The organism is Thiohalobacter thiocyanaticus (assembly GCF_003932505.1).
Taxonomy (GTDB): Bacteria; Pseudomonadota; Gammaproteobacteria; order Thiohalobacterales; family Thiohalobacteraceae; genus Thiohalobacter; species Thiohalobacter thiocyanaticus.
This window is the reverse complement of record NZ_QZMU01000001.1, coordinates 2,084,770-2,110,109: the sequence shown is the minus strand read 5'-3', so window position 1 is coordinate 2,110,109 and position 25,340 is coordinate 2,084,770. Positions and strand designations below refer to the sequence as shown.

The window sequence follows — 25,340 nt, the reverse complement described above, 5'->3', positions numbered from 1 at the left end:
GCCTGCGGCGTCGCCCGGGGGTGCGGTTGTCGCGGATGATCGTGCGGTCTGCCGGGACGCCTTTCCCCGGGCATTCAAGTCGCTGTCGACGGCCGCCGATACCTGTTTTTCTGAGACACAATATCTTGTGTCTGTCGGAGAAGAGTAAGCGGCCCTGCCGGAGCTGTCAAGCATCCGGGGCAAAATGATCATTTCATCATATATACAACAAGTTAACAGGTTTTCCACCTTTATCGCCCCACTGCGCACAGGTTATCCACAGATCGATTCACCGGCCAGGAAAAACACAATATATTGTGTTTCTAATATTAGCCGCCGCCCCCCCGGCATGACCGCACCGCCTGTTGGCGAACATAGCCCAACCCCGGTGCCTGGCAAGACGGACATGACCGTCCATGCCCCGCTGTTGAGCCAGATCATGTTCCCACCAACCCCTGGACGCCGGCCCTTGAAGCCGACGCCTCCGGTTCCTATATAGCTGACAGGCAACACCAACCGGACATCAGCAGGAGGAACGCCATGACACTGGTACGTTATGAACCCTGGAACATGCTGGATCAGCTGCACCGTGAGATGAACCAGCTTTTCGACAACCGTCTGAACAAAAGCTCGCCGGACGACTCCCAGGTCGCCACCGCGGACTGGGTGCCGGCCGTGGACATCCGCGAGGAGGACAAGCGCTTCGTGATCCACGCCGACATCCCGGGCGTCGACCCCAAGGATATCGAGGTGCACATGGAAAACGGCATCCTCACCATCAAGGGCGAGCGCAGGCAGGAAAGCGAGGAGGAACGCGAAGGCTACAAGCGCATCGAACGCGTGCGCGGCAGCTTCTTCCGCCGCTTCTGCAGTCTGCCGGACACCGCCGATGCCGAGGCCATCAGCGCCAAGGCCAGGGATGGAGTGCTGGAGGTCATCATTCCCAAGCACGAGCAGCAGCAGCCCCGGCGGATCCAGGTCGAGAGCTGAGGGCAACCCGTACTGCGACCCCGGACGCACGCGCGTCCGGGCGCGTTTCTGGTATGGAGCTGCGCATAACTGCCTGAGAGTCCGCAGGTCAGGCCGATCAACGCGAAGCCCGACAAAACTCTGCGGCCAGATGCCGGGCTGCATTGCGTTCAGTCCACCCTGCGCGATCCCGAAACTGGATACGGAACTATTGAGCCTAACCCGACCACCGCGGCCTTATACAGTTAGAAGTCAATATGGAATTCAAGGATTATTACAAAATCCTGGGTCTGGAACGCGACGCCAGTCAGGACGAGATCAAGCGCGCCTACCGCAAGCTGGCGCGCAAGTACCATCCTGATGTGAGCAGCGAGGCCGACGCCGAGGCCAGGTTCAAGGAGGTCAACGAGGCCTACGAGGTACTCAAGGACCCGGAAAAGCGCGCGGCCTACGACCAGTTAGGAAAGAACTGGCAGGCTGGCCAGGATTTCCGGCCGCCGCCTGACTGGGATGCCGGCTTCGAGTTCTCCGGCGGGGGCTTCACCGAGGCCGATGCGCGCCACTTCAGCGACTTCTTCGAAAGCCTGTTCGGCACCGGCGGGCCCTTCGGCCGGCACGCCCGTTATGAACGCGGCCGCGGCGGCGGCCTGCGCGGCGAGGATCATCACGCCAGGATCCTCATCAGCCTGGAGGACGCCTACCAGGGCGCGAGCCGGCGCATTCAACTACAGACGCCGGTGATGGACGCCCAGGGCCGGCCCGCGGTCAAGCCGCGTTCGCTGGACGTACGCATCCCGCGCGGCATCACCGCCGGCCAGCAGATCCGTCTGGCCGGCCAGGGCGGCGGCGGCATGGGCGGCGGCCCGGCCGGCGACCTGTATCTGGAGATCGAGTTCGAACCCCATCCCCTGTACCAGATCGAGGGCCGCGACCTGTACCTGACCCTGCCGGTCACGCCCTGGGAGGCCGCGCTCGGCGCCCGGGTCGAGGTGCCCACCCTGGCCGGGCGGGTGAACCTCACCCTGCCGGCCGGCTCGCAGAGCGGCAAGAAGCTGCGCCTGAAGGGCAAGGGCCTGCCCGGCAAACCGCCGGGTGACCAGTACGTGGTGCTGCGCATCGTCAATCCGCCGCTGGACGCCGGCCGGGCGCGCGAGCTGTACCAGCGCCTGGCGCAGGAAATCCCCTTCAATCCGCGACAGCAGCTGGAGGACTATCAGGGTGCCGCATGAAACGGATGCATTGACCGGTCTGCTGCTGGACGAGGCCGCCGAACTCGGCCTGGCTGAGCTGTGCCATGCCTGCCAGGTACATGCCGATTTCGTCATCCGCATGGTCGAGGAGGGCCTGCTCGTACCGCGCGGCCGCAACCCGGCGCAATGGCGCTTTCCCGCCGTAGCCCTGCACCATGCCCGCCTGGCCCTGCGGCTGGAACAGGACCTGGACGTCAACCTGGCCGGCAGCGCCCTGGTCATCGACCTGCTGGAGCAGCTGCGTCAGGCCAATCAGCGCATCGCCATACTGGAACGTCAGCTGGACTGGTAAGTGTCGATCGAGACTCACAGGAGAGAACACGCCATGAGCACACTGCAGCAACTCAAACAGGGACTGGGTCGGTTCTGGGACAGCCTCAGCGAAGGCTGGCAGCAACTGCAGCAGCGCGCCGGCCACGCCCTGACCCGGTTCCAGCCCGGCGCCAAGCGCGGCGAACTGCAGACCCGCGAGGAGCAGATCGAACAGCAGGCCTCACGCTGGGGACTGCTGGCCGCCGAACTCCAGGAGGACGAAGACAGCATCAGCGTGCGCCTGGAAGCCCCCGGCCTGGACAGGGAGCACCTCGACATCAGCGTGATCGACCATCACCTGGTCATCCGCGGCGAGAAGCATGTCCAGCGGGAGCAGACTCAGGGCCGCTATCACATCATGGAGTGCGCCTACGGCCAGTTCGAGCGGGCCCTGCCCCTGCCCGCCGAGGTCGATGACAGCGGCGCCCGCGCCCGCTATCGCGACGGCATCCTGACCGTCACCCTGCCCAAGGCGCCGCATTCGCGGAGCCGCCGTATCGAGGTACAGGGCTGACCCTGCGTCAGACGCGGGCCCGGCGCTGAGCCGCCGCGTCAACGGCAAGGACCTGCTGCTGAACCCCCAGCGCGGCCGGGGGGCGATGTTCTTATTGTTGAGATAATAAGTGATCGAAAGATAATTTTTGATGTCAGCTATAGATATTATCGATTTAATATCGATAAATATAATATAAATAATGATTTAAAATAAAATAACCGTATAATACCTCCTGCTTATAAATCGGATTGATTCATGCCCTAATACTTGACTGAAACTGTCAGGTTAAATATATTAGATAACCGTAATACACCGAATCTCTAACGCAGGAGGTGAACCATGAGTGGCTTTATCCCGAATTTTCCGCATGACGGCGTGATCACTGTGAACCGCGTGATCCTCAAACCCGAGTACAGCCTGGATGATCTGCAGGAGCGCGTGGCGATGCTGTGCGAGAACGTCAAGACCTATCACTCCGACACCGGCTTCGTAGGTGGCTTCGTCTGCGTGAACAGCGGCCAGGTCTCCAACGAAGGGTCTTCCATCGGCCAGGCCGTGGAAAGCCCGCTGGCCGGCAAGGAAGCCCTGATCGTCACCTTCTGGAACTCCTTCGAGGAGCACGAGGCCTCGCACCGTTCCGACAGCTTCCAGCCGCTGTTCCAGGAGGTGCTGGAGCTGTGCGAGAACGGCAATGAGGAGATCGCCTACGAAATGATGTGGTCCGGCAAGGCCTACAGCGAGGAAGAGGCCCGCGCCGCCCGCGAGGCCAAGGAGAAGTACCAGGCCGCCTGACCCTACCGGAACCCCCTACTACTCTCCTCCAAGCCTGGGGGCGCAATATGCGCCCCCTTTTTTGTGCGTGCGCGGTAACGGCGCCACGGATGAGTGCGTACAGACACGAACGGGCTTCACGGTGTTCGCCCCGCCAATGGGGCTGAATTTGACCCGGGGACTCACGCATGACTAGGCTGGACCGATGAAGCAATTGCTCAGCCACCGCCGCACCAGTCTGATTCTGAAAGCCATCCTGCTCGTCGGCGCCGCCGGCGCCCTGTGGGAGCAGCAGTGGCTCACCGCGGCCGCCACCATCGGCATTCTGCTGATCACCTTCCTGCCGCTGCTGCTGGCCCGACGCTTCCAGGTCGTCATACCGGCGATATTCGAGCTGCTCGCCATCGCCTTCGTCTTCGCTTCGCTGTTCCTGGGCGAGGTACGCGGCTTCTACACCCGGTTCTGGTGGTGGGACATCGTGCTGCACACCGCCTCCGGGTTTCTGCTCGGGATCATCGGTTTCCTACTGGTGCATGTGCTCAACGAAATCAAGGAAGTCGGCCTGCATCTCAAGCCCGGTTTTGTGGCCCTGTTCGCTTTTCTGTTCGCCCTGGGCATGGGTACACTCTGGGAGATCTTCGAGTTCAGCATGGACAGCCTGTTCCGCATGGACATGCAGAAAGCCATGTTCGCCGACGCCTCCGGACTGACCGATACCATGTGGGACCTGATCGTCGATGCGATCGGGGCCTTCGTTATCTCCATGCTGGGCTATATTTATCTGAAAACGGCCAGACGGCGTTCCTTCCTGCAGCGCTGGATTCTGTCCTTCATCCGCCACAATCCGCGCCTGTTTCCCCGTCAGGCCCGGCCCCGGACGCGACGGAACTATTGACAGGCGGCTCTGTCACACCGGGAAACAATGCTGGAGCATCCCTGTCATGATCAACCAACAGATGCGGCGACTGATATTGCTTCCCCTGCTCTGGCTGCTGTCGATGCCGGCCCTGGCCGGGGAGTCGCCGATGGAAGTCGTGCGGACAACCTCGGAAGAGGTATTCAACGAGCTGCGCGGGAATGAGGAACTGAGCCGGGAGCAGATCAACCGCCTGATCGAGAGCGTCATCCTGCCGCGGGTGGACTTCGAGGCCTTCTCCCGGCTCACGCTGGCCCGTCACTGGCGTCAGGCCAGCGACGAGCAGCGCCAGGCCTTCACCCGCGAATTCCGTGAGCTACTGATCCGCACCTACGCCACTTCACTGGCCGAGTATTCCGGGGAGAAGATCGAATATCTCAAGGAACGCATGGAAGAGGACGACCGCGCCCTGGTCAATACCCGCATCGTGCGCCCCGACGGCCCGGCCATCCCGGTGGACTACCGCCTGCGTCTGAACGACGACAAGTGGCAGGTATACGACATCGTGATCGACGGCGTCAGCCTGATCATCAACTACCGCAGCAGCTTCCAGCAGACCATCCGCCAGCAGGGCCTGGATGCGCTGATCCGCCAGCTTTCCGAACGGCGCGCCTAGTGAAAAAGCCCGCGGTCTGCCGGATCCCGCCGAACGTCCGCTAAAGAAGCCGCCGGCAGCGCCCGATAGCTGAAAAGACATGCTTTCATCCATATGTGGCGGCGCCCGGGCAATCCCACGACCGGGGCGGCGGTGTATACCCTGGCGAAATGACAAAGAAAATACAAAACGACCCGTCGCTCAGGCAGGTCCATGCCCTGATCAACCGGATCACGCCCGACCTGTCCGCGCTGTGGAAACCCTCCGTGCAGTCGGAATCGGCACCGATCAGGCCGGCATCCGGATGCTCGGTGATTGAACAGCTGGATGCCGTACACGCCAACATCCGATTCGCCCTGCTCGCCGCCCACGGCGGCCAGGGTGCCGGCGGTTATCTGGAAAGCCTGGCCGAGGCGGTCGAAGACTGTGTCAGCCTGGACCCGGATGCCGCACTGGCCTACCTGTTCATCCGCAACGGCAATGACTATCCGCTGCTGCATGTCATCCACTGCGCGGTGGTCGTCCACCTGTGCGGCGAGGCCGCCGGCCTGGACCGGGGCGGACGTCACCCCCTGCTGTGCGCGGCCCTGAGTCAGAACATTTCAATGATCGCCCTGCAGGCCGAGCTGTATCACCTGCAGGGTCCGCTTCCCACGCTGGAACAGCTCCTGATCCGCCGGCACCCGCTGACAGCCGTGGGCATTCTCAAGGCCCTGGGCGTGGAGCAGCCGCAATGGCTGGAGGCCGTGGCGCTGCATCACGAACATCACGACGGTTCGGGTTACCCCTTCGGCCTGCAGGCAGAGGCAATCCCGCTCGGCGCCCGCCTGATCAGCGCCGCGGATGTCTTTTGCGCAGCCGTCTCCCCGCGCGGCTACCGACCCGGGCGGCCGCCGCACGAAGCCATGCGGCTACTGTTCATGGGTACCAACAGGATAGTGGACGAGGATCTGGGCCGCCTGCTGACCAGGACGCTGGGCATCTATCCGCCCGCGACCCTGGTCGAGCTGCGCACCCGCGAGCCTGCACTGGTGGTCGAACGCGGAGAACGGATGGACCAGCCCCGGGTCATGCGGCTCAATCAACAGGGCAACCCCGGACTGATCACCGCCACCGGCGAGCACTCGCCCGCGCGGGTACTGAGCCCCGAGTTGCTGCCGGAGGGATTCGACCTGGAACGGACCTGGCGCGAGGCCGAGGGCCTGCGTCAGGGGATGGCGGCCAGCGCCTGAATCCGCTCAGTTGAACGGCAGCGCGACCCGGTCGGGTGCGCCGGTCACGACGGCCTGCGGCCGCAACAGCTCCAGGATATCGTTGAACTCTTCGGCCTCGACCATCAATCCGAACCCACCGGCATCCCGGTGCACGATCAGTCCACGCAGGGCCTGGCGCCAGGTGCGGCCGTCCCGGTTCAGGGTGAGTTCGAAGTCGATGCAGTGCTCATGGTTCCCGGGCTGATAGCAGGTTTCGATATAGACCCCGGTCCGGTTGCAGTTGAGCACCACGCCGATGGCGACCGGCACGGCATGATGATAGATGACAGTCACCACCCGGGTGGCGAAACGTCGGGAATAACGATGATCCATGGTTCCATCCTGTGAGTATTGTTCGTTTTATAGATTATCCCTGTTACAGCCGTATGACGCGTTGACTGGCATCAACCCGCCGGGCATTCACGGCAGCAACCGGTCACAGCGTAGCGGCCGGACCCGCCAAGGCTTTACACCTTCCTGTTAGAAACCTCCACCCGGCGCCCCCGACAAGGCTGCTGTTTTCGGGTATAATGCGCGGCTGCGCCCCGCAGCGTCCTGCACCGAGAGGCGCCAAATCATCCTAACTTATTGATTTTAGGTCTTACCTGTCGTCCATGTCAGACTCTTTCAGATCTTCCCGCCCGGCGCCGGACTGGCTGCTGCACTGGCTGCCCTTCCTGGCCTGGATGCCGCAACTGACCCCCCGGACCATCCGCGCCGACATCATGGCCGGCCTGACCGGCGCCATCGTGGTCCTGCCCCAGGGCGTGGCCTTCGCCACCATCGCCGGCATGCCGCCGGAATACGGCCTCTATGCCGGTATGGTGCCGGCCATCATCGCCGCCCTGTTCGGCTCCTCCTGGCATCTGGTCTCGGGACCGACCACTGCCGCCTCCATCGTGGTCTTCTCCGGCCTGTCCGCCTTCGCCGAACCGGCCACCGCGGACTATGTCCAGCTGGCCCTGACCCTGACCTGCATGGTCGGTGTGATCCAGCTGATCATGGGCATCGCCAGGCTGGGCACCCTGGTCAATTTCATCTCCCACTCGGTGATCATCGGCTTCACCGCGGGCGCGGCCCTGCTGATCGCCAGCAGTCAGCTCAAGCATTTCTTCGGCATCGAGCTGCCGCGCGGCGGCCACTTTCACGACACCCTGATCGGGCTGTACCGGAACTTCGACGACATCAACCTGTGGATCACCACGGTCGGCGCGGTCACCCTGGCGAGCGGCATCCTGGTCAAGCGCTACCTGCCGCGCGCCCCTTACATGATCGTCGCCATGCTCATCGGCAGCCTGGTCTCGGTGCTGTTCAACCGCAGTTTCGGGCCCGAGGTCACCGGCATCGTCACCGTCGGCGCCCTGCCGCGCTCGCTGCCGCCGCTGTCGGCGCCGGCCTTCGATCTGGGCACCATCAAGGAACTGGCCCCCACGGCCCTGGCGGTGACCCTGTTCGCGCTCACCGAGGCGGTCTCCATCGCCCGCTCGATCGCGGCCCGCTCCGGCCAGCTGGTCAACGGTAACCAGGAATTCGTCGGCCAGGGCCTGTCCAACATCGCCGGCAGCTTCTTCTCGGCCTATGTCGCCACCGGCTCCTTCAACCGCAGCGGCCTGAACTACCAGTCCGGCGCCCGCACCCCGCTGGCGGCGATCTCGGCCGGCGTGCTGCTGATGCTGGTGGTGCTGCTGGTCGCGCCCTATGCCGCCTATCTGCCCAACGCGGCCATGGCCGGCATCCTGCTGCTGGTCGCCTGGGGGTTGATCGACTTCCACCACATCCGCACCATCTTGGGCGCCAGCCGCTCCGACAGCAGCATCCTGATCGTGACCTTCCTGGCCACCCTGTTCCTGGAGCTGGAGTTCGCCATCTTCCTGGGCGTGATCCTGTCGCTGGTGATCTACCTGGGACGGACCTCGCGGCCGCGCATCGTGCCCCGGGTACCGGACCCGCGCCTGCCCAAGCGCAAGTTCAACACCGACCCCACCCTGCCCGAATGCCCGCAGGCCAAGATCCTGCGCATCGACGGCTCGCTGTTCTTCGGCGCGGTGAACCATGTGCAGGAGACGCTGCGCGGGATCCGCGACAGCCACCCCGAGCAGAAACACCTGATGATCGTCGCCACCGGCATCAACTTCATCGATGTGGCCGGCGCCGAGCTACTGGCCCAGGAGGCCGAGGCACGTCGCAGAATGGGCGGCGGACTGTACCTGATCCGGATCAAGGCGGGGGTGTGCGAGCCACTGGAGCGCGGCCCCTATCTGGACTCGATCGGAGCGGAGAATATCTTCGAGGGCAAGGGCGAGGCGATCCGGACCGTGTTCGACAAGCTCGATCCGGACATCTGCCGCAGGTGTACGGCACGCATCTTCAATGAATGCGCCAGCCGGGAACCGTCGCCGGCGGACCAGCGCCGCCGCGTCGATTCCCAGCAACCGCTGTTCGATGCCGGCGCCTCGCAGTGACGGATTGTTCAGGGGCTTCTCAGGCTCAGGCGAGCCACTGGACCAGGTAGAAGATGTACTGGCCTTCTGAAGACTTGGACGGCCCGATCACCTGGGCCGGATGCAGGTTGCGCTCGGGATCGGCCTGGGCGCGCGCCGTCTCGCCGTCCTCCACCAGTTGCACACAGCCGGCCGGGAAGCGCTTGCGGTTCCGGCGCGGGCTCTGGATAACGGCATAGCGGACCTCGGAGACCGAAGTCTGCGGATCGGGTGGAACATAACCGCGCAGGCTCATGACGGCTCAGGCTCATTCAGGGACAGGAATTCAACCATAGCGCGCCGTCCGGGCGACGGCAAATCCGCACCAGGATGAAAACCATGCTCAACCGCTCCCGCTTCCTGCTGTTCCCGGTTTGCCTGCTGGTGTCCGCCGCACTTGCCGCCGAGCCCCTGACCATTGCCGTGGCCTCCAATTTCGCCCGTCCCATGGAGGCACTGATCGAGGCCTTCGAAACAGACAGCCCTCACCGGGTCCGACTCAGCATCGGCTCCACCGGCAAACTCTACGCCCAGATCCGCCACGGCGCGCCCTTCGACGCCTTCTTCGCCGCCGATACGCAACGGCCGCAAAGGCTCGAGGCCGAAGGCGCGGCTGCCGCCGGTAGCCGCTTCACCTACGCCATCGGCCGACTGGTACTGTGGAGCCCGGAACCCGGTCGGGTGGAAGCCGGCGGCCGGGTCCTGGGCCGGGACGATTTCGCCCACCTGGCCATCGCCAACCCACGTCTGGCGCCCTATGGCCTGGCCGCCCGCCAGACGCTGGAGGCGCTCGGGCTGTGGGAGACACTGCAGCCACGGCTGGTGCGGGGCGAGAACATCGGCCAGGCCTTCCACTTCGTGCGTTCCGGTCACGCCGAGCTGGGCCTGGTGGCCTGGTCCCAACTGCCCCACGACAATGGCCGCATCCGCGGCAGTCACTGGGTGGTTCCGGCTTCACTGTACGCGCCGATCGAGCAGCAGGCCGTGCGTCTGAGCGATTCGGATGCGGCCCGCGACTTCATGCGCTTCATGCGCAGCGACCGGGCGCGCGCCCTCATCCACGGTTTCGGCTACACCACACCTGGACACTGAAAACCCGGTGTTCAGCCCCGCCGACATCGCCAGCCTGTGGGTCACACTGAAACTGGCCAGTGTGACCACCCTGATCCTGCTGCTGCTCGGCACGCCTCTGGCCTGGTGGCTGGCCCGCACCCGCCGGCGCGGCAAGGTCGTCATCGAGGCCCTGGTCGCCCTGCCGCTGGTGCTGCCGCCGACCGTGCTGGGCTTCTATCTGCTGGTCGCGCTCGGCCCCCACGGCCCGGTGGGCGGCCTGCTGGCCTGGCTCGGCGGCCCGAGTCTGGTGTTTTCCTTCACCGGTCTGGTGATCGGCTCGGTGATCTATTCCCTGCCCTTCGTGGTCCAGCCGCTGCAAGCGAGCTTCAGCGCCATACCCGCCGGCCTGCTGGACGCCGCCGCCACCCTGCGCGCCGCACCCCTGGACCGTTTCTTCAGCCTGGTGCTGCCGTTGGCCCGGCCCGGCGTGCTGACCGCCGTGGTGCTGGGCTTCGCCCATACCGTGGGTGAGTTCGGTGTGGTGCTGATGATCGGCGGCAACATCCCGGGCCAGACCCAGGTGCTGTCGATCAGCATCTACGATCATGTCGAGGCGCTGGAATACGGCCAGGCCCACTGGCTGGCCGGCAGCCTGCTGGCGTTCTCCTTCCTGATGCTGCTGCTGGTCTATCGCTTCAACCGCCGCTTCGGGCTGGGCCGGCCGTGAGACTGCACTTTCGTTTCGATCACCGCCGGGACGGCTTTCACCTGCAGGCTGCGGGCGAGGTGCCGACTGCCGGCATCACCGCCCTGTTCGGTCCCTCCGGCTGCGGCAAATCCACCCTGCTGCGGCTGATCGCCGGACTGGAGCGCTGTAACAACGGCGAGGTGCGGATGGAACAGGATATCTGGCAGAACGAACAGACCTTCCTGCCGCCCCATCATCGCCCCATCGGCTATGTCATCCAGGAAGGTCAGCTGTTCCCCCATCTGAACGTGCGCGACAATCTGCGCTATGGCTGGAAGCGCGCCGGTCGCAGCACAGAGGCCGCCGCCGGACCGGACTTCGATACCGTGATCGCACTGCTGGGCCTGACCGAACTGCTCGCCCGCCGGCCCGAACAGCTTTCCGGCGGCCAGCGCCAGCGCGTGGCCATCGGCCGCGCCCTGCTCACCCGGCCGCGGGTGCTGCTGCTGGACGAACCCCTGGCCGCGCTGGACCGCGAGGCCAAACACGCCATCCTGCCCTACCTGGAACGGCTGCACCGCGAACTGGCCCTGCCCGTGCTCTATGTCAGCCACGACACCGACGAGGTGGCGCGCATCGCCGACCGGCTGCTGCTGATGGAAGCCGGCCGCATCCAGGCCGCGGGCGAACTGACCGGGATGCTGACCCACCCCGACCTGCCGCTGGCCCGCTCCGAGCAGGCCGAAACCGTACTTGAAGCGACGATCAGCAGCCACGACACCGACTATCACCTCACCCGGCTGCGTTTTGCCGGCGGCGAACTGAGCCTGGCCACCCCGGCCGAACTGGCCACGGGCGAACCGGTGCGCATCCGCATCCTGGCCCGCGATGTCAGCCTGGCGCTGAGCCCGGCCACCGACAGCAGCATCCTCAACATTCTGCCCGCCCGGGTCAGCGAAATCCGCCCACTCAACCCGGCCCAGGCCCTGGTGTGCCTGGATCTGGGCGGCACCCCGCTGCTGGCGCACATCACCCACCGCTCGGTCGACGCCCTGGGGCTCGCGCCGGGCTCGCCGGTGTACGCACAGATCAAGAGTGTGGCGCTGCTGGTCTGAGCCCGGCTCTATCGCCGGTCGACCCTGCCCCGTATGATGCCGACATGGACGCACCCCAGCATGCCTATGCCGACCTCGGCCCGGCCACGGTACTCAATGCCGTCGATGCCCTGGGCTATCGCGCCAGCGGCCACCTGCTGGCACTGAACAGCTACGAGAATCGCGTCTATCAGGTCGGGCTGGAGGATGCCGGTTTCATCGTGGCCAAGTTCTATCGTCCCGGACGCTGGTCGCGTGAGGCCATCCTGGAGGAACACGCCTTCTGCAATGAACTGGTCGCGGCCGAGATCCCGGTGGTCGGGCCGCTCGCCGACGACCAGGGCGAGACCCTGTTCGAGTTCGAGGGCTTTCGCTTTGCACTCTACCCGCGCCGCGGCGGCCGCTGGCCGGACCTGGAAAACCCCGACAACCTGGAATGGCTGGGCCGCTACCTGGGCCGGGTCCACAATGTCGGCCAGACCCGGGCATTCGCCCACCGCCCGCGGCTGGACGCACAGAGCTTCGGGATCGAGTCCTGTCAGTTCATCCTCGAAGGCGGCTTCATCCCCTCGCACCTGGATGTCGCCTACCGCAGCCTGGTCGAGGACCTGCTCAAGCAGATCGAGGCCGCCTATGCCTCCGCCGGCAGGGTCGAGACCCTGCGTCTGCACGGCGACTTCCACCCCGGCAACATCCTCTGGACCGAGGCCGGCCCGCACTTCGTCGACCTGGATGACTGCCGCACCGGCCCCGCCGTGCAGGACATCTGGATGCTGCTTTCGGGTGAGCGCAGTGAAATGGCCCTGGCGCTGAGTGAACTCATCGAAGGCTACGAACTGTTCCGGGACTTCAACCGCCGCGAACTGACCCTGATCGAGCCCCTGCGCACCCTGCGCATGATCCACTACGCCGCCTGGCTGGCCCGGCGCTGGGACGACCCTGCCTTCCACCAGGCCTTCCCCTGGTTCAACACCGACCGCTACTGGGAAGAGCACATCCTCAGCCTGCGCGAGCAGGCTGCGGCGATGAACGAACCGCCGCTGTCAGTCTGAACGGAATCCGCTTATCTTCCTCCCCCTTGATGGGGCATGACCGAGGAGGGGGTGAGTTTGCCGGGCCGGGCAACCTACAATACATGCCGCAAACCCTTCATCCCGTCTATCCGTTTTTTTTCTTCCACGTCCAGCCTGCTTCGCCCGTGACCGCAACGCTGCATTCCAGTGTACTGAATCGGTGTCGAACAGGCGCCCAGCGCCAGCTATCGGTGCACACGGATTAATCAGAGGTTTTTCGCTCAAATTGCGTACAAAACCGACCCTGCAGAGTAGACTGTTGATTCCAGTCAAGGGAGACCAGGCATGATCCAATCCGTAAAAGGCAATGGTCACGGGCCGCCGGGCCCGCCCGACCTGTTTGAGGTGATGAAGAAATTCGGTGGCGGAGGCTCTCCGGGCAGACGGGCCGGCGGCGTCATCGGCGTCGTTGTACTCATCCTGCTGGCCTGGGCGGGCCTGTCGTCTTTTTACACTGTCCAGCCCGAGGAACGGGCGGTGGTGAAGCGATTCGGTTCCGTCACGGGTATTACCGATCCCGGCCTGCACTTCAAGATTCCCTTCGGCATCGACCAGATTCAGCTGGTGGCGACCGAGCGTGTGCTCAAGCAGGAATTCGGCTTCCGCACCCAGGGCACCCGCCAGGGCGAACGCTCGACCTACAGCGCCGCTCAATTCGAAGACGAGTCATTGATGCTCACCGGCGATCTCAACATGATCGACGTGGAGTGGGTGGTCCAGTACCGCATCGAAGACCCCATCAAGTTCCTGTACCGGATGCGCGAGCCCACCCGGACCCTGCGCGACATTTCCGAGTCGGTCATGCGCCGTATCGTCGGCAACATGCTTGGTTCCGAGGTGCTGACCATCGGCCGGGTGGAGATTCAGCGGAAGGCGGGCGACGAAATTCAGGAAATACTCAACCGGTACGATGCCGGCATTCGCATCAGCACCGTTGAAATGCAGGATGTGGTGCCGCCCCCGGCCGTGCAGCCGGCATTCAACGAAGTCAACGAGGCACGCCAGGAACGGGAACGGATGATCAACGAAGCCCAGAAACGCGTTAACCAGGAGATCCCCAACGCCGAGGGTGCCGCCCTGCGCACCGTGGCCGAAGCCGAAGGTTACGCCACGGAACGGGTGAACCGGGCCGACGGCGAGAGCATACGGTTCAGTGCCGTCCTGCTCGAATACCAGCAGGCACCCGAGGTCACGCGCTCACGCCTGTATCTGGAAACCCTGAATGAGATCCTGCCCAATATAGGACAGATACTGGTCGTACAGGACGGGCAGGTGGGGCCGCTCCCCTTGCTCGATGTCAACCGTGAAGGCACGCGTGCCGCCGGAGGTGAGCGATGAAAACCACAGTACTTGCCATCGTGGCCGTGATTGTCCTCACCCTCGGCTACTTCACCCTCTACACCGTGGATGAAGCCGAACAGGCCATCGTGGTCCAGTTCGGTGAACCGATCGGCGATGTCATCAACGAGCCGGGCCTGAAGTTCAAGCTGCCCTGGCAGAATGTGCGATATTTCGACAAACGCCTGCTGGTCTGGGATGGCGACGTTACCCAGATCCCCACACTGGGCCGTGAGTTCATTCTCGTGGATACCACGGCGCGTTGGCGGATAACCGATCCGCTGCTATTCCTGACCAGCGTCCGGGATGAAGCCGGCGCACGCACCCGACTCGACGACATCATCGACTCGGTGGTGCGCGACATGGTCTCGTCCACCGAACTGGAAGAGATCGTTCGCTCGAAGGACTGGGAAGTGGATGTCGATGACCTGGAGGATCCCGCGCTGGCTGAACGCAGTGACGTCAACCTGGAGAAACAACCCAAACTGGGGCGTGAACTGCTGGAAACCGGAATTCTGGAACGGGCCCGGGATTCCATGCCCGCTCTCGGGATCGAGCTGGACGATGTGCGCATCAAGCGGGTCAACTACATTGAATCCGTGCGCCGCCAGGTGGAAAGCCGCATGACCGCCGAACGCCAGTCCATCGCGGAACGTTTTCGCTCAGAAGGTCGGGGCCGCAGCCAGGAAATCCTCGGCAACATGGAACGCGACCTGAGGCGCATCCGCTCCGAGGCCGCGCGTGACGCCGAGAAGATCCGGGGCGAGGCAGACGCCGAAGCGACCCGGATCTACGGTGAGGCATTCGGTGCCGACGCGGAGTTCTATTCCTTCTTCCGCACGCTGGAAAGCTACCGGGCCCTGGGCGAGAACAGCACCCTCATGATCAGAGCCGACTCCGACTTCTTCCGCTACCTGGAACAGTCTCAGGCAGAGTAACCCCCTGCCTGCCATGGTGCCGACCATCTCCGACATCAGGAAAATATCGTAATGCGCCTGACCGGGCAGGATCGCCAGACAGTTCTGCGACATATGCTCGCGCAGAAGGCGTCGAAACGGCGCGTCAGATCACCGGCGACGACTGGACGGGACGCCAATAGTCGCATTGCGACCAGAAGCTGAAGTTCTTAGCAGGTTCTCCGCTGTCAATTATTTCGGGCCAGGGTCATTCCCTGCAAAGGCTCGCTTTATACTAAGCCGGCCTCAGATCCGCGTTCCTGAGCGGGAATTCACGGATGCGTTTACCGGTGGCGGCGTAGATCGCATTTAGGACCGCGGGGGCCGCAACGGCGATGGTGGGCTCGCCGATACCGCCCCAGAAGCCGCCGGAGGGCATGACGATGGTCTCCACCTCGGGCATCTCGTCGATGCGCATGGAGGGGTAGTCGTGGAAGTTGGTCTCCTGCACGGTGCCATCCTTGACGGTGCACCCGCCGTAGAGCAGGGCTGAGAGGCCATACACAAACGAGCCTTCCACCTGGGCCTCGATCTGTTGCGGATTGACGGCGTAGCCGGGATCGGTGGCGGCGACGATGCGGTGGATACTGAGTTTGCCCTCCTGGCTCACCGAGACCTCGGCGCAGGCGGCCACGTATGAAGCGAAGGTCTTCACCACCGCCAGGCCGCGGTGGATGCCCCCGCCGGCCGGTTTGCCCCAGCCGGCCCTCTCCGCCACGGCGTTCAACACCGCCAGGGATTTGGGATGATCAGCCATGAGCCTGCGGCGAAACTCCAATGGATCCTTGCCGGCAGCATGGGCCAATTCATCGACGAAGCACTCCATATAAATCGCGTTCTGATTGATGTTGACCCCCCGCCAGAAGCCCGGCGGCACATGGGGGTTGCGCATGGCGTGCTCCACCAGCAGGTTGGGCACGGTGTAGCTGATGGCGTGATCCCCGTCCTTGTGAAAACCCTGGAAGGTGATCGGATCTGAGCCGTCCTCCCCCATCCACTGGGGTCTCACCGCGGCGAGGATGGACTGACCGGAGATGCGCGCATGCAAACCGGTGAGGTTGCCGTCTTCATCCAGTGCGCCGGTGAGCCTGCACTTGGTAACGGGATGGTAGTGGCCGTGGGTCATATCCTCTTCGCGTGACCACAGCAGTTTGATGGGCGTGCCCGGCATCTGTCTGGCGATGAGCACGGCCTGGGTCACGTAGTCATGGAAGGCGCCGCGCCGGCCGAAGCCGCCGCCCAGGTGGATCTTGTATACATCACATTTGGAGATGGGCAGGTCCGCGGCCTCAGCCGCCGCCTCCAGGGCCGCGGTGCCGTTCTGGGTGGGGCACCACACCTCGCACTTGTCCTCGCTCCACACGGCGGTGGCGTTCATGGGCTCCATGGTGGCATGGTTCTGGTAGGGGTAGCTGTAGGTGGCCTCGACAGTCTGAGCCGCGCTCTTCAGGGCGCTTTGTACATCGCCGTTGCTGTTGCCGACGAAGACCTTGTCATCGGAACTGAGACCCGCCTCAAGCATCCTGTCGATATCGGCGCTGCCCACCGTGGCGTTGGGGCCCTTGTCCCAGACGATGGGCAGCTTCTGCAGGGCGGTGTGAGCCTGCCACCAGGTGTCGGCAATGACGGCCACGGCATCGTCGCCCACCTGGACCACCTTGCGCACGCCGGGCATGCCCTCGATCTTGGCCGCGTCGTACGATTCGAGCTTGCCACCGAACACCGGGCAGGCGCGGATGGCCGCATTGAGCATGCCCTCGAGCTGCAGATCAGCGCCGAAGACCTGTTTGCCGTTGGTCTTGTCCGCGGTATCCAGGCGCGCGACCGGCTTGCCGATGAGCTTCCAGTCCTTTGGATCCTTGAGCTCCACGTGCAGCGGCGGGAACAGTTCGGCGGCAGCGGCGGCCACCTTACCGTAGGTGGTTGTGCGACCGCTGGGTGCGTGGATAATCACGCTGTTGGCGGCCCTGCACTCCCCCTTGGGCACGTCCCATTCGTCCGCGGCCGCCTGCAGCAGCATCTCGCGGGCAACGGCCCCGCCCTTGCGCACATAGGAATGACTCCCGCGGATCCCCTGGCTGCCGCCGGTGGAGAAGCTGCGCCATACCTCGTCGCGGGCGATGTTCTCGCCTGGGGTGGGGTATTCGGTGATGACTTTGTCCCAGTCGCATTCCAGCTCCTCGGCCACCATCTGCGCCAGGCCGGTGAGCGTGCCCTGGCCCATCTCCGAGCGAGCGATGCGGATGATGACGGTATCGTCAGGCTCGATGACCACCCAGGCGTTGACCTCGGGCAGACCGTCGGAGGGTTGTTCATCGCCCCAGCCTCGACTTCTAGCCGTGGCGGTGAGCGGCAGGTGCAGTCCCAGGGAGAAGGCGGTACCCAGTCCGGCCACCTTGCAGGTGCTGATCAGAAACTCGCGGCGCCCGACGTCAATGCGTTCCCGGCTCATGCTGACCTCCCGCCTTTCATGTGCTTCACCGCCTGGTGGATACCGCGGCGTACCCGATTGAAGGTGCCGCAGCGGCAGATGTTGTCGACCCTGGCGTCGATATCGGCATCACTGGGATCGGGGTTTTCGTTGAGCAGTGCCGCCGCGGCCATGATGATGCCCGGCTGGCAGTAGCCGCACTGGGGCACGTCAAGCGCTTTCCAGGCTGCCTGCAGCGGATGGGAGTTGTCGGGAGACAGGCCCTCGATGGTGGTGATGGATTGGCCGGCCTCAATGCTGGAAACCGGCAGGGTGCACGAGCGCACCGCCTTGCCATCCACATGCACCGTGCATGAGCCGCAGATGCCGATACCGCAGGCATACTTGGTGCCCGTCAGTCCCAGTTGCTCGCGCAGCACCCATAACAGCGGCGTGCTGCCGTCGACCTCGACCTCGTGTTCCTGTCCATTAACTTTGAGCTTGGCCATCGATAAGACTCCCTGGATAAACCTAAAAAAAGTCTAACGCCGCCAGCCAGGCAACACAATTCAGTCAAGCCATTGTAATGTAGATTGTTATTTTAACTTAACGAGCTCAATGCTGGTTCCAGGGATACCGCATCCAGGCCGATCGATTCTCTGTCTCGTGTCGGAAACGGTTCCCAGACACCACCGTTTCCCCGCCTGGCCTCCCGGGCAGCTCCGGCCCTTCTCCAGAAAGGTCGCTGCGCGACCAGAAGCGAAAATAGACGATAGTTTATTCGGCCACCTGGATCTCCTGCCACCGCCCTACAGAAGACCTGAGGCTATTTTGCCGAGTCTTTATAAAGCAGACATACAAACCCAAGCAACGCAGATTTTCAATGCGGCTAATTCGCGTCGACCCGCCCTACCGGACGGGCACGCAGGGGAAAGTCTCTCCCTGCACCCGCTCAGTGGAAAGGAGTCAGGTCTAGTGAAAAAGACTAACGGGCAGTACCGAACCCTTCATCCTCACTATACGCTGGAACTGGCAGGCCGGCAAAACGCGTACCCTGAGTAACCGGGCCTTCCGGGAACAACTTATGCAGATATTTAACCCCGCCCTGGCTGGAAAATTTATTATCAAGCATTTCTTCGAGTGTGCGGCCACTTTCAGGTAAACCGTTTTCCAGGTAGTAGTCGCGTAATAAATGAATGACCTTAAAATGGTCTTCGCTTAGCTCCACACCCTGCTCGCTGGCCAGGCGCCGTGCCTGGTCTTCATCCCAGCGTTGTAATTCCTGTTCCCGCTGTGTGTGACTCTGGCTATCGATATCAGTATCAACACTGACATCCATTGATTCTATAGAATCTCTATATTGATCAGCGTTTGATTTTTTATCAACCATTTTGGATTCCTCATTTTATATTACAGTTTAAGGTGCTTTTATGCAGCTTAACTGGTGGCGTGAGTGAAAAGGGCCTGGTGACAACATATAGCGACAGTGCGAACGATTCTCAGTTGTCACTGGCCCCTTTTTCCATAACACTGCTCCCGTCAGATCAACCTTCCGTGAGTCTAGAACAGATTTCCGAGGTCTCCATGCCAGCCAGGCGGAAGCATGACATGGGGGCCATGCCTTTAATTTAAATACAACAAAAAGGGATTGACTGCCAGGTTTTACCCGGCCTCCGCACCTGCGCGACCATCGCGCCCCCCATCGACCTGGACGCGCGGGGACAGGACTTTCGGGGCGAGAGAGTATCACGATGTAATGTACCCGCCGGACGCCTCTACTCGCAGTGGCTGCATGACGCAATCCGGCTCAAATTACAGCGAACCGTTCAACTTACCTTGGCGGGAAGGACGCCAGCTTTCGACCAGAACCGGACTTTAACGCATAGCTAACCGGCACGAAGTGCAAGCGTCCGGTTGAGCGCCGTGTTAAGTATGTTTGTGATACTGTTCATAGTAGTATCCTTCCTCTGGCTCATTGCCAAGAGCAATATCCAGCATCAGCTGAAGGCTCCATACGGGGCCCGCCACAACTTCGTCGACATCGACGGAATCCGGATAAATCTCCGGATTAATCGCCATTTCGAAGTTTTGGAACCACCATTTCTCGATCTTGTCCAGCAGCGCAAACAAACGCTGAAACATTTCTGGATCAAAATTACTATCGGCATCAGATACAAATCGGACGATCTCGTGTGTTACGTCGTTCCGGTGTTTACGGATCGAATGATACGCTTCTATATCATCTCCGGTGATCGCACCCATTTCCTGGAACCAAAGCAACGACGCGGTAAGCTTTCGTTTCGATTTGGAAAGCACTTCCTCTTTGTACTTGTCATCGAGGATCAGACCATCTTCGTCAAAACCGTTTGAGAAAAACGTCTTCGGCTTGCTGACAACGGCTTCTCTGAAAATCTCAAAGGCCGATATGAATAGCCCGATAATGACCAGATTCCCCTTAAGGGTTTCAGGATGGAGGAACTTTTCCCATGAATCGTCTACATCAGCCATGGCTATCTACATTTAACGATTGATATCACCCGCGAGCAGCGTGTAATTGCTGCGAGTCAGGTGTAGCGAGTTGTTGGGCGGTAACGAGCACACACTACGGACCTATTAGATGCGGCGGCGGCTCAGCAACCCCCTTTGCCGGCAGCCCATACTTCGCAATCGCTCTAACGTCCATATCAATCACAGTGTTCTCTACGAACTGCCTCTCCTCTCGCAATTCATCATGAGTAATCGAAAGAGGCCGCCCAACCAAAGGCTCGAGCGAACGGAACCGCCGCGCTGAAACTGTACCCACCACCCCACGGTTATGCACAAAGATGTTCCGCATTTCGACGAGGAGTGATGCACGCTCAATGTCGGCGTTGCCGTTTATCAGGTCGAACCCCATGTGTTCTCGAACATAATCTGCTAAGTCGCGGAATCCCATGAAGGACAGCTTCTCCACTCTCTTTTCGGCCAGAGCAGCTCTGAGCTCATCCATGTCTTCGAAACGAAGGATAAAGTCAAGTCGTTCTTGCTCACCAGATTTCATCATTTCTGGACGAAACTTGAACACCAAACCTAAGAGGTCGCTTACATAGCATAGGAGATTGTCGATCGTGCGCGTTAGTACAACCTCACGCATCAATGACTCGTGACGACCAATCTCAACAAGTTGCTTCTTAAGACCGGACTCATCGTGCGCGACAGTCTTAGCGTCCTGCAAGATGGCTTGCGTAAAGAGCGCGTTAAAGTCGAGCAAACGTGAATGCTCGGAAGCAAACCGCAATGCAGCTTCAGTCAGGTGTGGAACAGGCTTCTCACCACCCGCTAGCCAATAGCGATCCGTCATAGATAACGTCTCGTTCCAGCCGCCCAACGACAAAGCTCAAGCGAGGCCTGGACGAAGCGAAGCGTAGTCCAGGACGTCGCTTGGAGCGCCTTGTTGGGCATTGCCTTTCGACTCTTCACCTGTTCTGCTCCCAGTGATCGCGGGCGTTTGCAACAACCTCACAGTCGCAAAACCCACCGTTCTCTTCTAGCCAATGGATTAGCGGTTCTTTGGGTTGTTGGTTCGCTGTAATCCATTGCCCGGTGAACCGCAAAGTATGATCACAGCCGCTGTCGCTCACGCTGCTTTCCACCGAATCGAAGAATGCCTCCATGAGTGCGTCAGACATAGGGAACGAGGCGCGAGCGACTTCCCGCTGCTGTGCTTTCCACTGCCGTTTACGCTCTCGATCGGACTCGTCCATTAGTGCCCCTTTTGTGCTGCCCAACAGTTTTGTTATACGGAATCCGTATTATTAGTAATAGTGAGGATTCTGCCTATCATGCAATACTCCCGATTCCGCGAATTGTGGCGCATCCTTATAGGAATATTCACCTAAATTCGTATATTAATCAATAGCATTCCCTTGACTGGCTGAAGTCATTCGCATCGTAATAGGCCGCCAATTCTTACCCTCAAAGCGGGAAAACAGTGACTTATTGATGATATGCTGAATTCCGCTTAGCCAAGCGCGAAAGTCCACTATGTGCCGGAAAACGACCGCCTCGACGGCGGCCGTCTCCGGCTAGGGTCCATTAGACCTCGGTCTGCTCCGCCATCTCAAGGGCGTCGTCAACCTCGATACACAGATATCTGACCGTACTCTCCAGTTTGGTGTGCCCCAGCAGGAGCTGTATCGCCCTGAGGTTCCTCGTCCGACGGTAGATCAGAGTGACCTTGGTCTGCCTCAGCGAGTGGGTCCCGTAGTCGGTCGGGGCCAGCCCGATCTCAGCGATCCATGAATGGACTATCCTCGCATACTGGCGAGTCGTGATATGAGGGGAGCCTCGACGACGGCTGGGAAACAGGAAATCGTCCGTCCTCAGCCCTCGTTCGGCAATCCACCTGGTCAGGGCATCCCGAGTCACTTCGGTGATCTCGAATCGGACCGGCTGCTGGGTCTTCTGCTGCATGATAATCGCTCGGGCGGCTATGTGGCCACCGTGAGAGACATCCCGGACGCGTAGCCGGATCAGGTCACAGCCCCGCAATTTACTGTCGATCGCCAAATTGAATAGTGCCAGGTCGCAGTGTCGGTTCGATATTTGCAGGCGGATGCGAATTGCCCAGATATCCCTGATTTTCAGAGGAGCCTTCTGGCCTACGAGCTTGCCCTTGTTCCAGGGAGCTGACTGAGGATTGTAAGGGAGCATTTCCATGGCCGTTCCTCCTATCATAGATGGGTGGAACGGGAGTATGGCTCAACTCCTCAGTGGTCGCTTCGCGACCATGAGCGGACATTACGCCAGCCTTAACCGGCGCATTTGTAGCGAGTAGAGAGAACGAAGAATGCGTCCGCGTTTACGGCCTTCTTATTTGCGGCTCTCAGGTGAAAATTATTAGCATTTTGACATCGCTTTAAAGTGGTCGAGATATTCAGTTTTCTCAAACACCAACTTCAGACCTTCTTTGAATATTGCATAGTCGAACTCTTTCATGTCGATGATGTTTTGGCCCAGCGAATGTGATTCCCGGTTTATATATCGGCAAAAGGCTTGATATTTCATGTCCTGAAGCTCAGGCATCTGAAAAACGTTGTTCAAATCCTTCTTCCGCACAAAACTGAAAAAGTACTCGACTATGTTGCGCATACAGTTCGCAATCAGCGCCGGTGGCTGACTAGGGTCATTTACCACAGACCAATATGCCTGATAATCATTCTGAATCTCCTCGTACTTCATTTCTTGAATGACGCTACCGGATGAAGGCTTCGCGATTCTGAACAGCTTCTGCGTGCTCTCCCTGCGGTCGTGATTTGGATCAGTCAACTCATAGAAAAAGTAAAGGCTGTGCGTTAACACGATCACCTGACAGAATCGCTCTCCTCTGAAGAACACAGACCGAATCAACCGCCCAACATTGAAAATGAACACGTGAGACAGGCTAGATATTGGGTCATCTATAACGACAATACGTTGAGCATGAGTGTCGTCGGCGCTTGATTTACCTTTGCATAGCTCACAAAAGTATAAGAAGCTGATCATCATCTTCTCGCCTTCGCTTAGGGAGTGAAACGCATCCTTGGAGTCGCCCGAACGCACTATGCGATAGAGATTTTCTGAGTGCTTCTTTACGCTAAAACCGTCGATACCCAGGTCCAAAAGTCCTGCATTGATTGCAGCAACCGCCGCGTCCACGTTTACGGTTTTCTTCTGCGCTTCTGTTATCTGACCCCTAACCTTAATCAGATCGGAGTTAACGTTTCCGATCTCTGCATCCAAGTCTTTGAGCTTTTGGTTTGCGGCTTTTCGATCTTGCTCAAATCTCGATATTGTTTGATCATACTGCCATCGCATTAATTGCCAAAACTCACCATTTAACTTTTCGAGCGTAGCTTCGCGATTCTGTAGTCTTTGGTTGTACTCATCTATTGAGTTATTAATCGCAGCAACCTCTCGATTAAAGTCCGCCAATACTTCTCTTGTGTTGGACAGTGTAACCGGGGATTTTGGACTTTTAATTTTATCTTCGATCTGCCCGATGTTGCTTCGTAGGCCAGCAATGACCAGCTGATATTTGTTGGCGATTTCGTTTTTGCGTTCCTGTGCGAAAGCGTGATCTGTGAAGGCCGCAAGTGCGGGTAGTCCATCAATGGCCGCTCTATATCTCTTCAAGAGTTCATCTAGCGCATCCAGTTGTTTCTGATAGCTCACGTCGAAATACGACTTCACGCTATCAACAAATTGCGCGGAAATAGTGCTCTCTTGGCAGAAGGGGCATTGCACCTGACTTTCTCCCAACCCGCCTGGTAGATATTCAAGCCCCTGCTTTACCCAGTCTGAGTTTCCGAGCTGCTCAATGAGAGCTGCAACTTCACTATCTGTGTTGCCTAGTATGGATTTACCGAAAATTGGATCAGACTCAACATCATGAGCTTGGAATGCTAGCGCCGCCATCCGTTGTTGTGGCTGAGCATCATCTCCTTTAAGCGCCTCCACTTCTTTGCGGAGTACTTGGATATTCTTTTCTGGTTCTTCGGTTGGCTTGACGATGCCTTGCAGGTGGGCGAACAATTTTTCCTTCTGTCCCTTCAGGCCTTCAAGACAATACTCAAGGACGCGATCTCCGCCCGTATAGGTCTTCTTGATATTCCAGCTTTCCTCCGCAGCACGCTGTTTCTGCTTTGAAAACTCCTGGGTGACACGTTCTTTTGCGCTTCGCTTTGATTGCAGTGACTGCTCCAGTGCTGATTGTCTTTTTGTTGCTTCGGCAATCGCTTTTTCGGCTGCCGCATTCTCTTTTGAGAGGCTGAATATCCCTTTGAGGCTGTCTGCAACGAAAAAGTTGTCTCGAATAAACTTCTGGTTGTAGACGAGAATAGGGGCTGACTGTTCCGGTGTTTTTCTGCACTGAACAAAAGCAAGGTCATACGGCTCATAAAGGAAGTTCGAGATTGTCGATTTGCCAGTTCCGTTTAGGCCATAGACCAGATTGATTTTTTTGTCTGTCACAAGCGATGTTGCATGCCTAAAACTAGCAACCGCATCCATCTGTATTTCGGTTATCACTTATCGCAACCTCGTCCTTCTTTGCACATAACGTTCAGCGCTTATTAGGGCATTAATTACCCAATCTGCGCAATTCATCTAATTGTGCCTGTAGTCTAGCTGCACGCTCTACTGTAAAGTGACTCCAATTCAGATAAATATATTAAAGGGTATATGGAACCACCCCTATAACTAATCGAAGCAGCCTCTGCTTGTTCTACGCTATAGCTTTCCCATGCCTTTTGGGACTGCATCAGTTTTTCTCTCTCAATTTCATCTATTTTAAAAGTAAGCTCGTTAACTATTTGTTCTAATTGGGCTTTAGCAACCTTTAGATTACTATCAGCACGTATATTTAGCTCTGCTTGCGATAAGAACTCACCCTGTTCTTTTTCTATTAATGACTGAGTATTTTTTTCGATTTCCTGAGTATGTTTTATAATTGATTCCGCCTTTCCTGTAAGGATTGCTTCAAGCTTATTTAGGTCTTCTATAGTCAATCCCTGTTCATTTAACTGTTTGTTTATATCAAGCAGTTGTTTGCGCTTATCCAGAGCTTCTACCTCAGGTTTTCCTTCAATTCTACGCTTAAACATATACACTACGATAGAGAGAACAATACCTAATACTGTGAAGCCAATTTTTTCTAGCATTTATCCCGTTCCGATTTCTTTTATCCCT

26 protein-coding genes are annotated in these 25,340 nt (G+C 59.8%); 15 read left to right on the top strand and 11 right to left on the bottom strand.

Features of this window, described 5'->3' with window-relative positions:
- Positions 1–519 precede the first annotated feature (519 nt).
- The 8 genes from D6C00_RS09955 to D6C00_RS09920 all read left to right on the top strand — a co-directional run bounded on the left by D6C00_RS09955 (position 520) and on the right by D6C00_RS09920 (position 6,520).
- Entirely contained in the window at positions 520–969 is a 450-nt protein-coding gene (locus D6C00_RS09955) for an Hsp20/alpha crystallin family protein (protein ID WP_125181586.1), read from the top strand.
- Between the two features lie 236 nt (positions 970–1,205).
- Positions 1,206–2,177, top strand: a complete 972-nt coding sequence (locus D6C00_RS09950) for a DnaJ C-terminal domain-containing protein (protein ID WP_125181585.1) — start codon at positions 1,206–1,208, stop codon at positions 2,175–2,177.
- Complete coding sequence (locus D6C00_RS09945) at positions 2,167–2,490, top strand: chaperone modulator CbpM (protein ID WP_125181584.1); 324 nt, start codon at positions 2,167–2,169, stop codon at positions 2,488–2,490. Before D6C00_RS09950 ends, D6C00_RS09945 begins: the two co-directional genes overlap by 11 nt.
- Before the next feature lie 33 nt (positions 2,491–2,523).
- A complete protein-coding gene (locus D6C00_RS09940) occupies positions 2,524–3,024 on the top strand; it encodes an Hsp20/alpha crystallin family protein (RefSeq protein ID WP_125181583.1) in 501 nt (166 codons plus the stop codon).
- Positions 3,025–3,345: 321 nt separating this feature from the next.
- The gene (locus D6C00_RS09935; protein ID WP_125181582.1) at positions 3,346–3,798 is read left to right on the top strand and encodes a ligand-binding protein SH3; all 453 of its coding nucleotides are present in this window, start codon (positions 3,346–3,348) and stop codon (positions 3,796–3,798) included.
- Between the two features lie 184 nt (positions 3,799–3,982).
- Entirely contained in the window at positions 3,983–4,672 is a 690-nt protein-coding gene (locus tag D6C00_RS09930) for a hypothetical protein (protein WP_125181581.1), read from the top strand.
- A gap of 46 nt (positions 4,673–4,718) precedes the next feature.
- Positions 4,719–5,309 carry an MlaC/ttg2D family ABC transporter substrate-binding protein gene (locus D6C00_RS09925; protein ID WP_125181580.1) on the top strand — a complete coding sequence of 197 codons (591 nt, stop codon included), beginning with the start codon at positions 4,719–4,721 and terminating at the stop codon, positions 5,307–5,309.
- 149 nt (positions 5,310–5,458) lie between these two features.
- Positions 5,459–6,520, top strand: coding sequence for an HD-GYP domain-containing protein (locus tag D6C00_RS09920; protein ID WP_125181579.1), 1,062 nt, complete (start codon positions 5,459–5,461; stop codon positions 6,518–6,520).
- A gap of 6 nt (positions 6,521–6,526) precedes the next feature.
- Here D6C00_RS09920 and D6C00_RS09915 read toward each other — a convergent pair whose 3' ends face one another.
- Complete coding sequence (locus D6C00_RS09915) at positions 6,527–6,874, bottom strand: hypothetical protein (RefSeq protein ID WP_125181578.1); 348 nt, start codon at positions 6,872–6,874, stop codon at positions 6,527–6,529.
- A 281-nt stretch (positions 6,875–7,155) separates the two neighbouring features.
- Between D6C00_RS09915 and D6C00_RS09910 the strand changes: the two genes are divergently transcribed.
- Positions 7,156–9,003, top strand: a complete 1,848-nt coding sequence (locus D6C00_RS09910) for a SulP family inorganic anion transporter (RefSeq protein WP_125181577.1) — start codon at positions 7,156–7,158, stop codon at positions 9,001–9,003.
- Positions 9,004–9,028: 25 nt separating this feature from the next.
- On the opposite strand, the gene D6C00_RS09905 is transcribed toward D6C00_RS09910, so the two are convergent.
- On the bottom strand, positions 9,029–9,277 hold the full coding sequence (locus D6C00_RS09905) for a hypothetical protein (protein WP_317623009.1): 249 nt from the start codon (positions 9,275–9,277) through the stop codon (positions 9,029–9,031).
- An 83-nt stretch (positions 9,278–9,360) separates the two neighbouring features.
- On the opposite strand from D6C00_RS09905, the gene modA reads away from it, so the two are divergent.
- The 6 genes from modA (at position 9,361) to hflC (ending at position 15,205) form a co-directional block, all read left to right on the top strand.
- Positions 9,361–10,113 carry a molybdate ABC transporter substrate-binding protein gene (modA, locus tag D6C00_RS09900; protein WP_125181576.1) on the top strand — a complete coding sequence of 251 codons (753 nt, stop codon included), beginning with the start codon at positions 9,361–9,363 and terminating at the stop codon, positions 10,111–10,113.
- Positions 10,114–10,120: 7 nt separating this feature from the next.
- On the top strand, positions 10,121–10,801 hold the full coding sequence (gene modB, locus D6C00_RS09895) for a molybdate ABC transporter permease subunit (protein ID WP_241546846.1): 681 nt from the start codon (positions 10,121–10,123) through the stop codon (positions 10,799–10,801).
- Complete coding sequence (gene modC / locus D6C00_RS09890; protein ID WP_125181574.1) at positions 10,798–11,877, top strand: molybdenum ABC transporter ATP-binding protein; 1,080 nt, start codon at positions 10,798–10,800, stop codon at positions 11,875–11,877. Before modB ends, modC begins: the two co-directional genes overlap by 4 nt.
- A 44-nt stretch (positions 11,878–11,921) precedes the next feature.
- The gene (locus tag D6C00_RS09885; protein ID WP_125181573.1) at positions 11,922–12,908 is read left to right on the top strand and encodes a serine/threonine protein kinase; all 987 of its coding nucleotides are present in this window, start codon (positions 11,922–11,924) and stop codon (positions 12,906–12,908) included.
- Positions 12,909–13,214: 306 nt separating this feature from the next.
- Positions 13,215–14,267, top strand: a complete 1,053-nt coding sequence (hflK, locus tag D6C00_RS09880; RefSeq protein ID WP_125181572.1) for an FtsH protease activity modulator HflK — start codon at positions 13,215–13,217, stop codon at positions 14,265–14,267.
- Positions 14,264–15,205 (top strand): protease modulator HflC, encoded by a 942-nt coding sequence (gene hflC, locus D6C00_RS09875; protein ID WP_125181571.1) that lies wholly within the window; start codon positions 14,264–14,266, stop codon positions 15,203–15,205. Before hflK ends, hflC begins: the two co-directional genes overlap by 4 nt.
- 253 nt (positions 15,206–15,458) lie before the next feature.
- Here the strand turns inward: hflC and D6C00_RS09870 are convergent, their stop codons facing one another.
- The 9 genes from D6C00_RS09870 to D6C00_RS09830 all read right to left on the bottom strand — a co-directional run bounded on the left by D6C00_RS09870 (position 15,459) and on the right by D6C00_RS09830 (position 25,312).
- Positions 15,459–17,675, bottom strand: a complete 2,217-nt coding sequence (locus D6C00_RS09870) for a xanthine dehydrogenase family protein molybdopterin-binding subunit (RefSeq protein ID WP_125181570.1) — start codon at positions 17,673–17,675, stop codon at positions 15,459–15,461.
- Entirely contained in the window at positions 17,672–18,142 is a 471-nt protein-coding gene (locus tag D6C00_RS09865) for a (2Fe-2S)-binding protein (protein WP_125181569.1), read from the bottom strand. Before D6C00_RS09865 ends, D6C00_RS09870 begins: the two co-directional genes overlap by 4 nt.
- Before the next feature lie 476 nt (positions 18,143–18,618).
- Positions 18,619–19,023: a TusE/DsrC/DsvC family sulfur relay protein gene (locus tag D6C00_RS09860; RefSeq protein WP_125181568.1), complete on the bottom strand. Its 405-nt coding sequence runs from the start codon at positions 19,021–19,023 to the stop codon at positions 18,619–18,621.
- A 536-nt stretch (positions 19,024–19,559) separates the two neighbouring features.
- Positions 19,560–20,141, bottom strand: a complete 582-nt coding sequence (locus D6C00_RS09855) for a hypothetical protein (RefSeq protein ID WP_125181567.1) — start codon at positions 20,139–20,141, stop codon at positions 19,560–19,562.
- A 94-nt stretch (positions 20,142–20,235) separates the two neighbouring features.
- Entirely contained in the window at positions 20,236–20,973 is a 738-nt protein-coding gene (locus D6C00_RS09850; RefSeq protein ID WP_125181566.1) for a hypothetical protein, read from the bottom strand.
- Between the two features lie 115 nt (positions 20,974–21,088).
- Positions 21,089–21,376: a DUF2695 domain-containing protein gene (locus tag D6C00_RS09845; protein WP_125181565.1), complete on the bottom strand. Its 288-nt coding sequence runs from the start codon at positions 21,374–21,376 to the stop codon at positions 21,089–21,091.
- Between the two features lie 331 nt (positions 21,377–21,707).
- Entirely contained in the window at positions 21,708–22,325 is a 618-nt protein-coding gene (locus D6C00_RS09840) for a tyrosine-type recombinase/integrase (protein WP_125182435.1), read from the bottom strand.
- 186 nt (positions 22,326–22,511) lie between these two features.
- The gene (locus tag D6C00_RS09835; protein WP_125181564.1) at positions 22,512–24,662 is read right to left on the bottom strand and encodes an AAA family ATPase; all 2,151 of its coding nucleotides are present in this window, start codon (positions 24,660–24,662) and stop codon (positions 22,512–22,514) included.
- A gap of 113 nt (positions 24,663–24,775) precedes the next feature.
- Positions 24,776–25,312: a lysozyme inhibitor LprI family protein gene (locus tag D6C00_RS09830; protein ID WP_125181563.1), complete on the bottom strand. Its 537-nt coding sequence runs from the start codon at positions 25,310–25,312 to the stop codon at positions 24,776–24,778.
- Positions 25,313–25,340 lie beyond the last annotated feature (28 nt).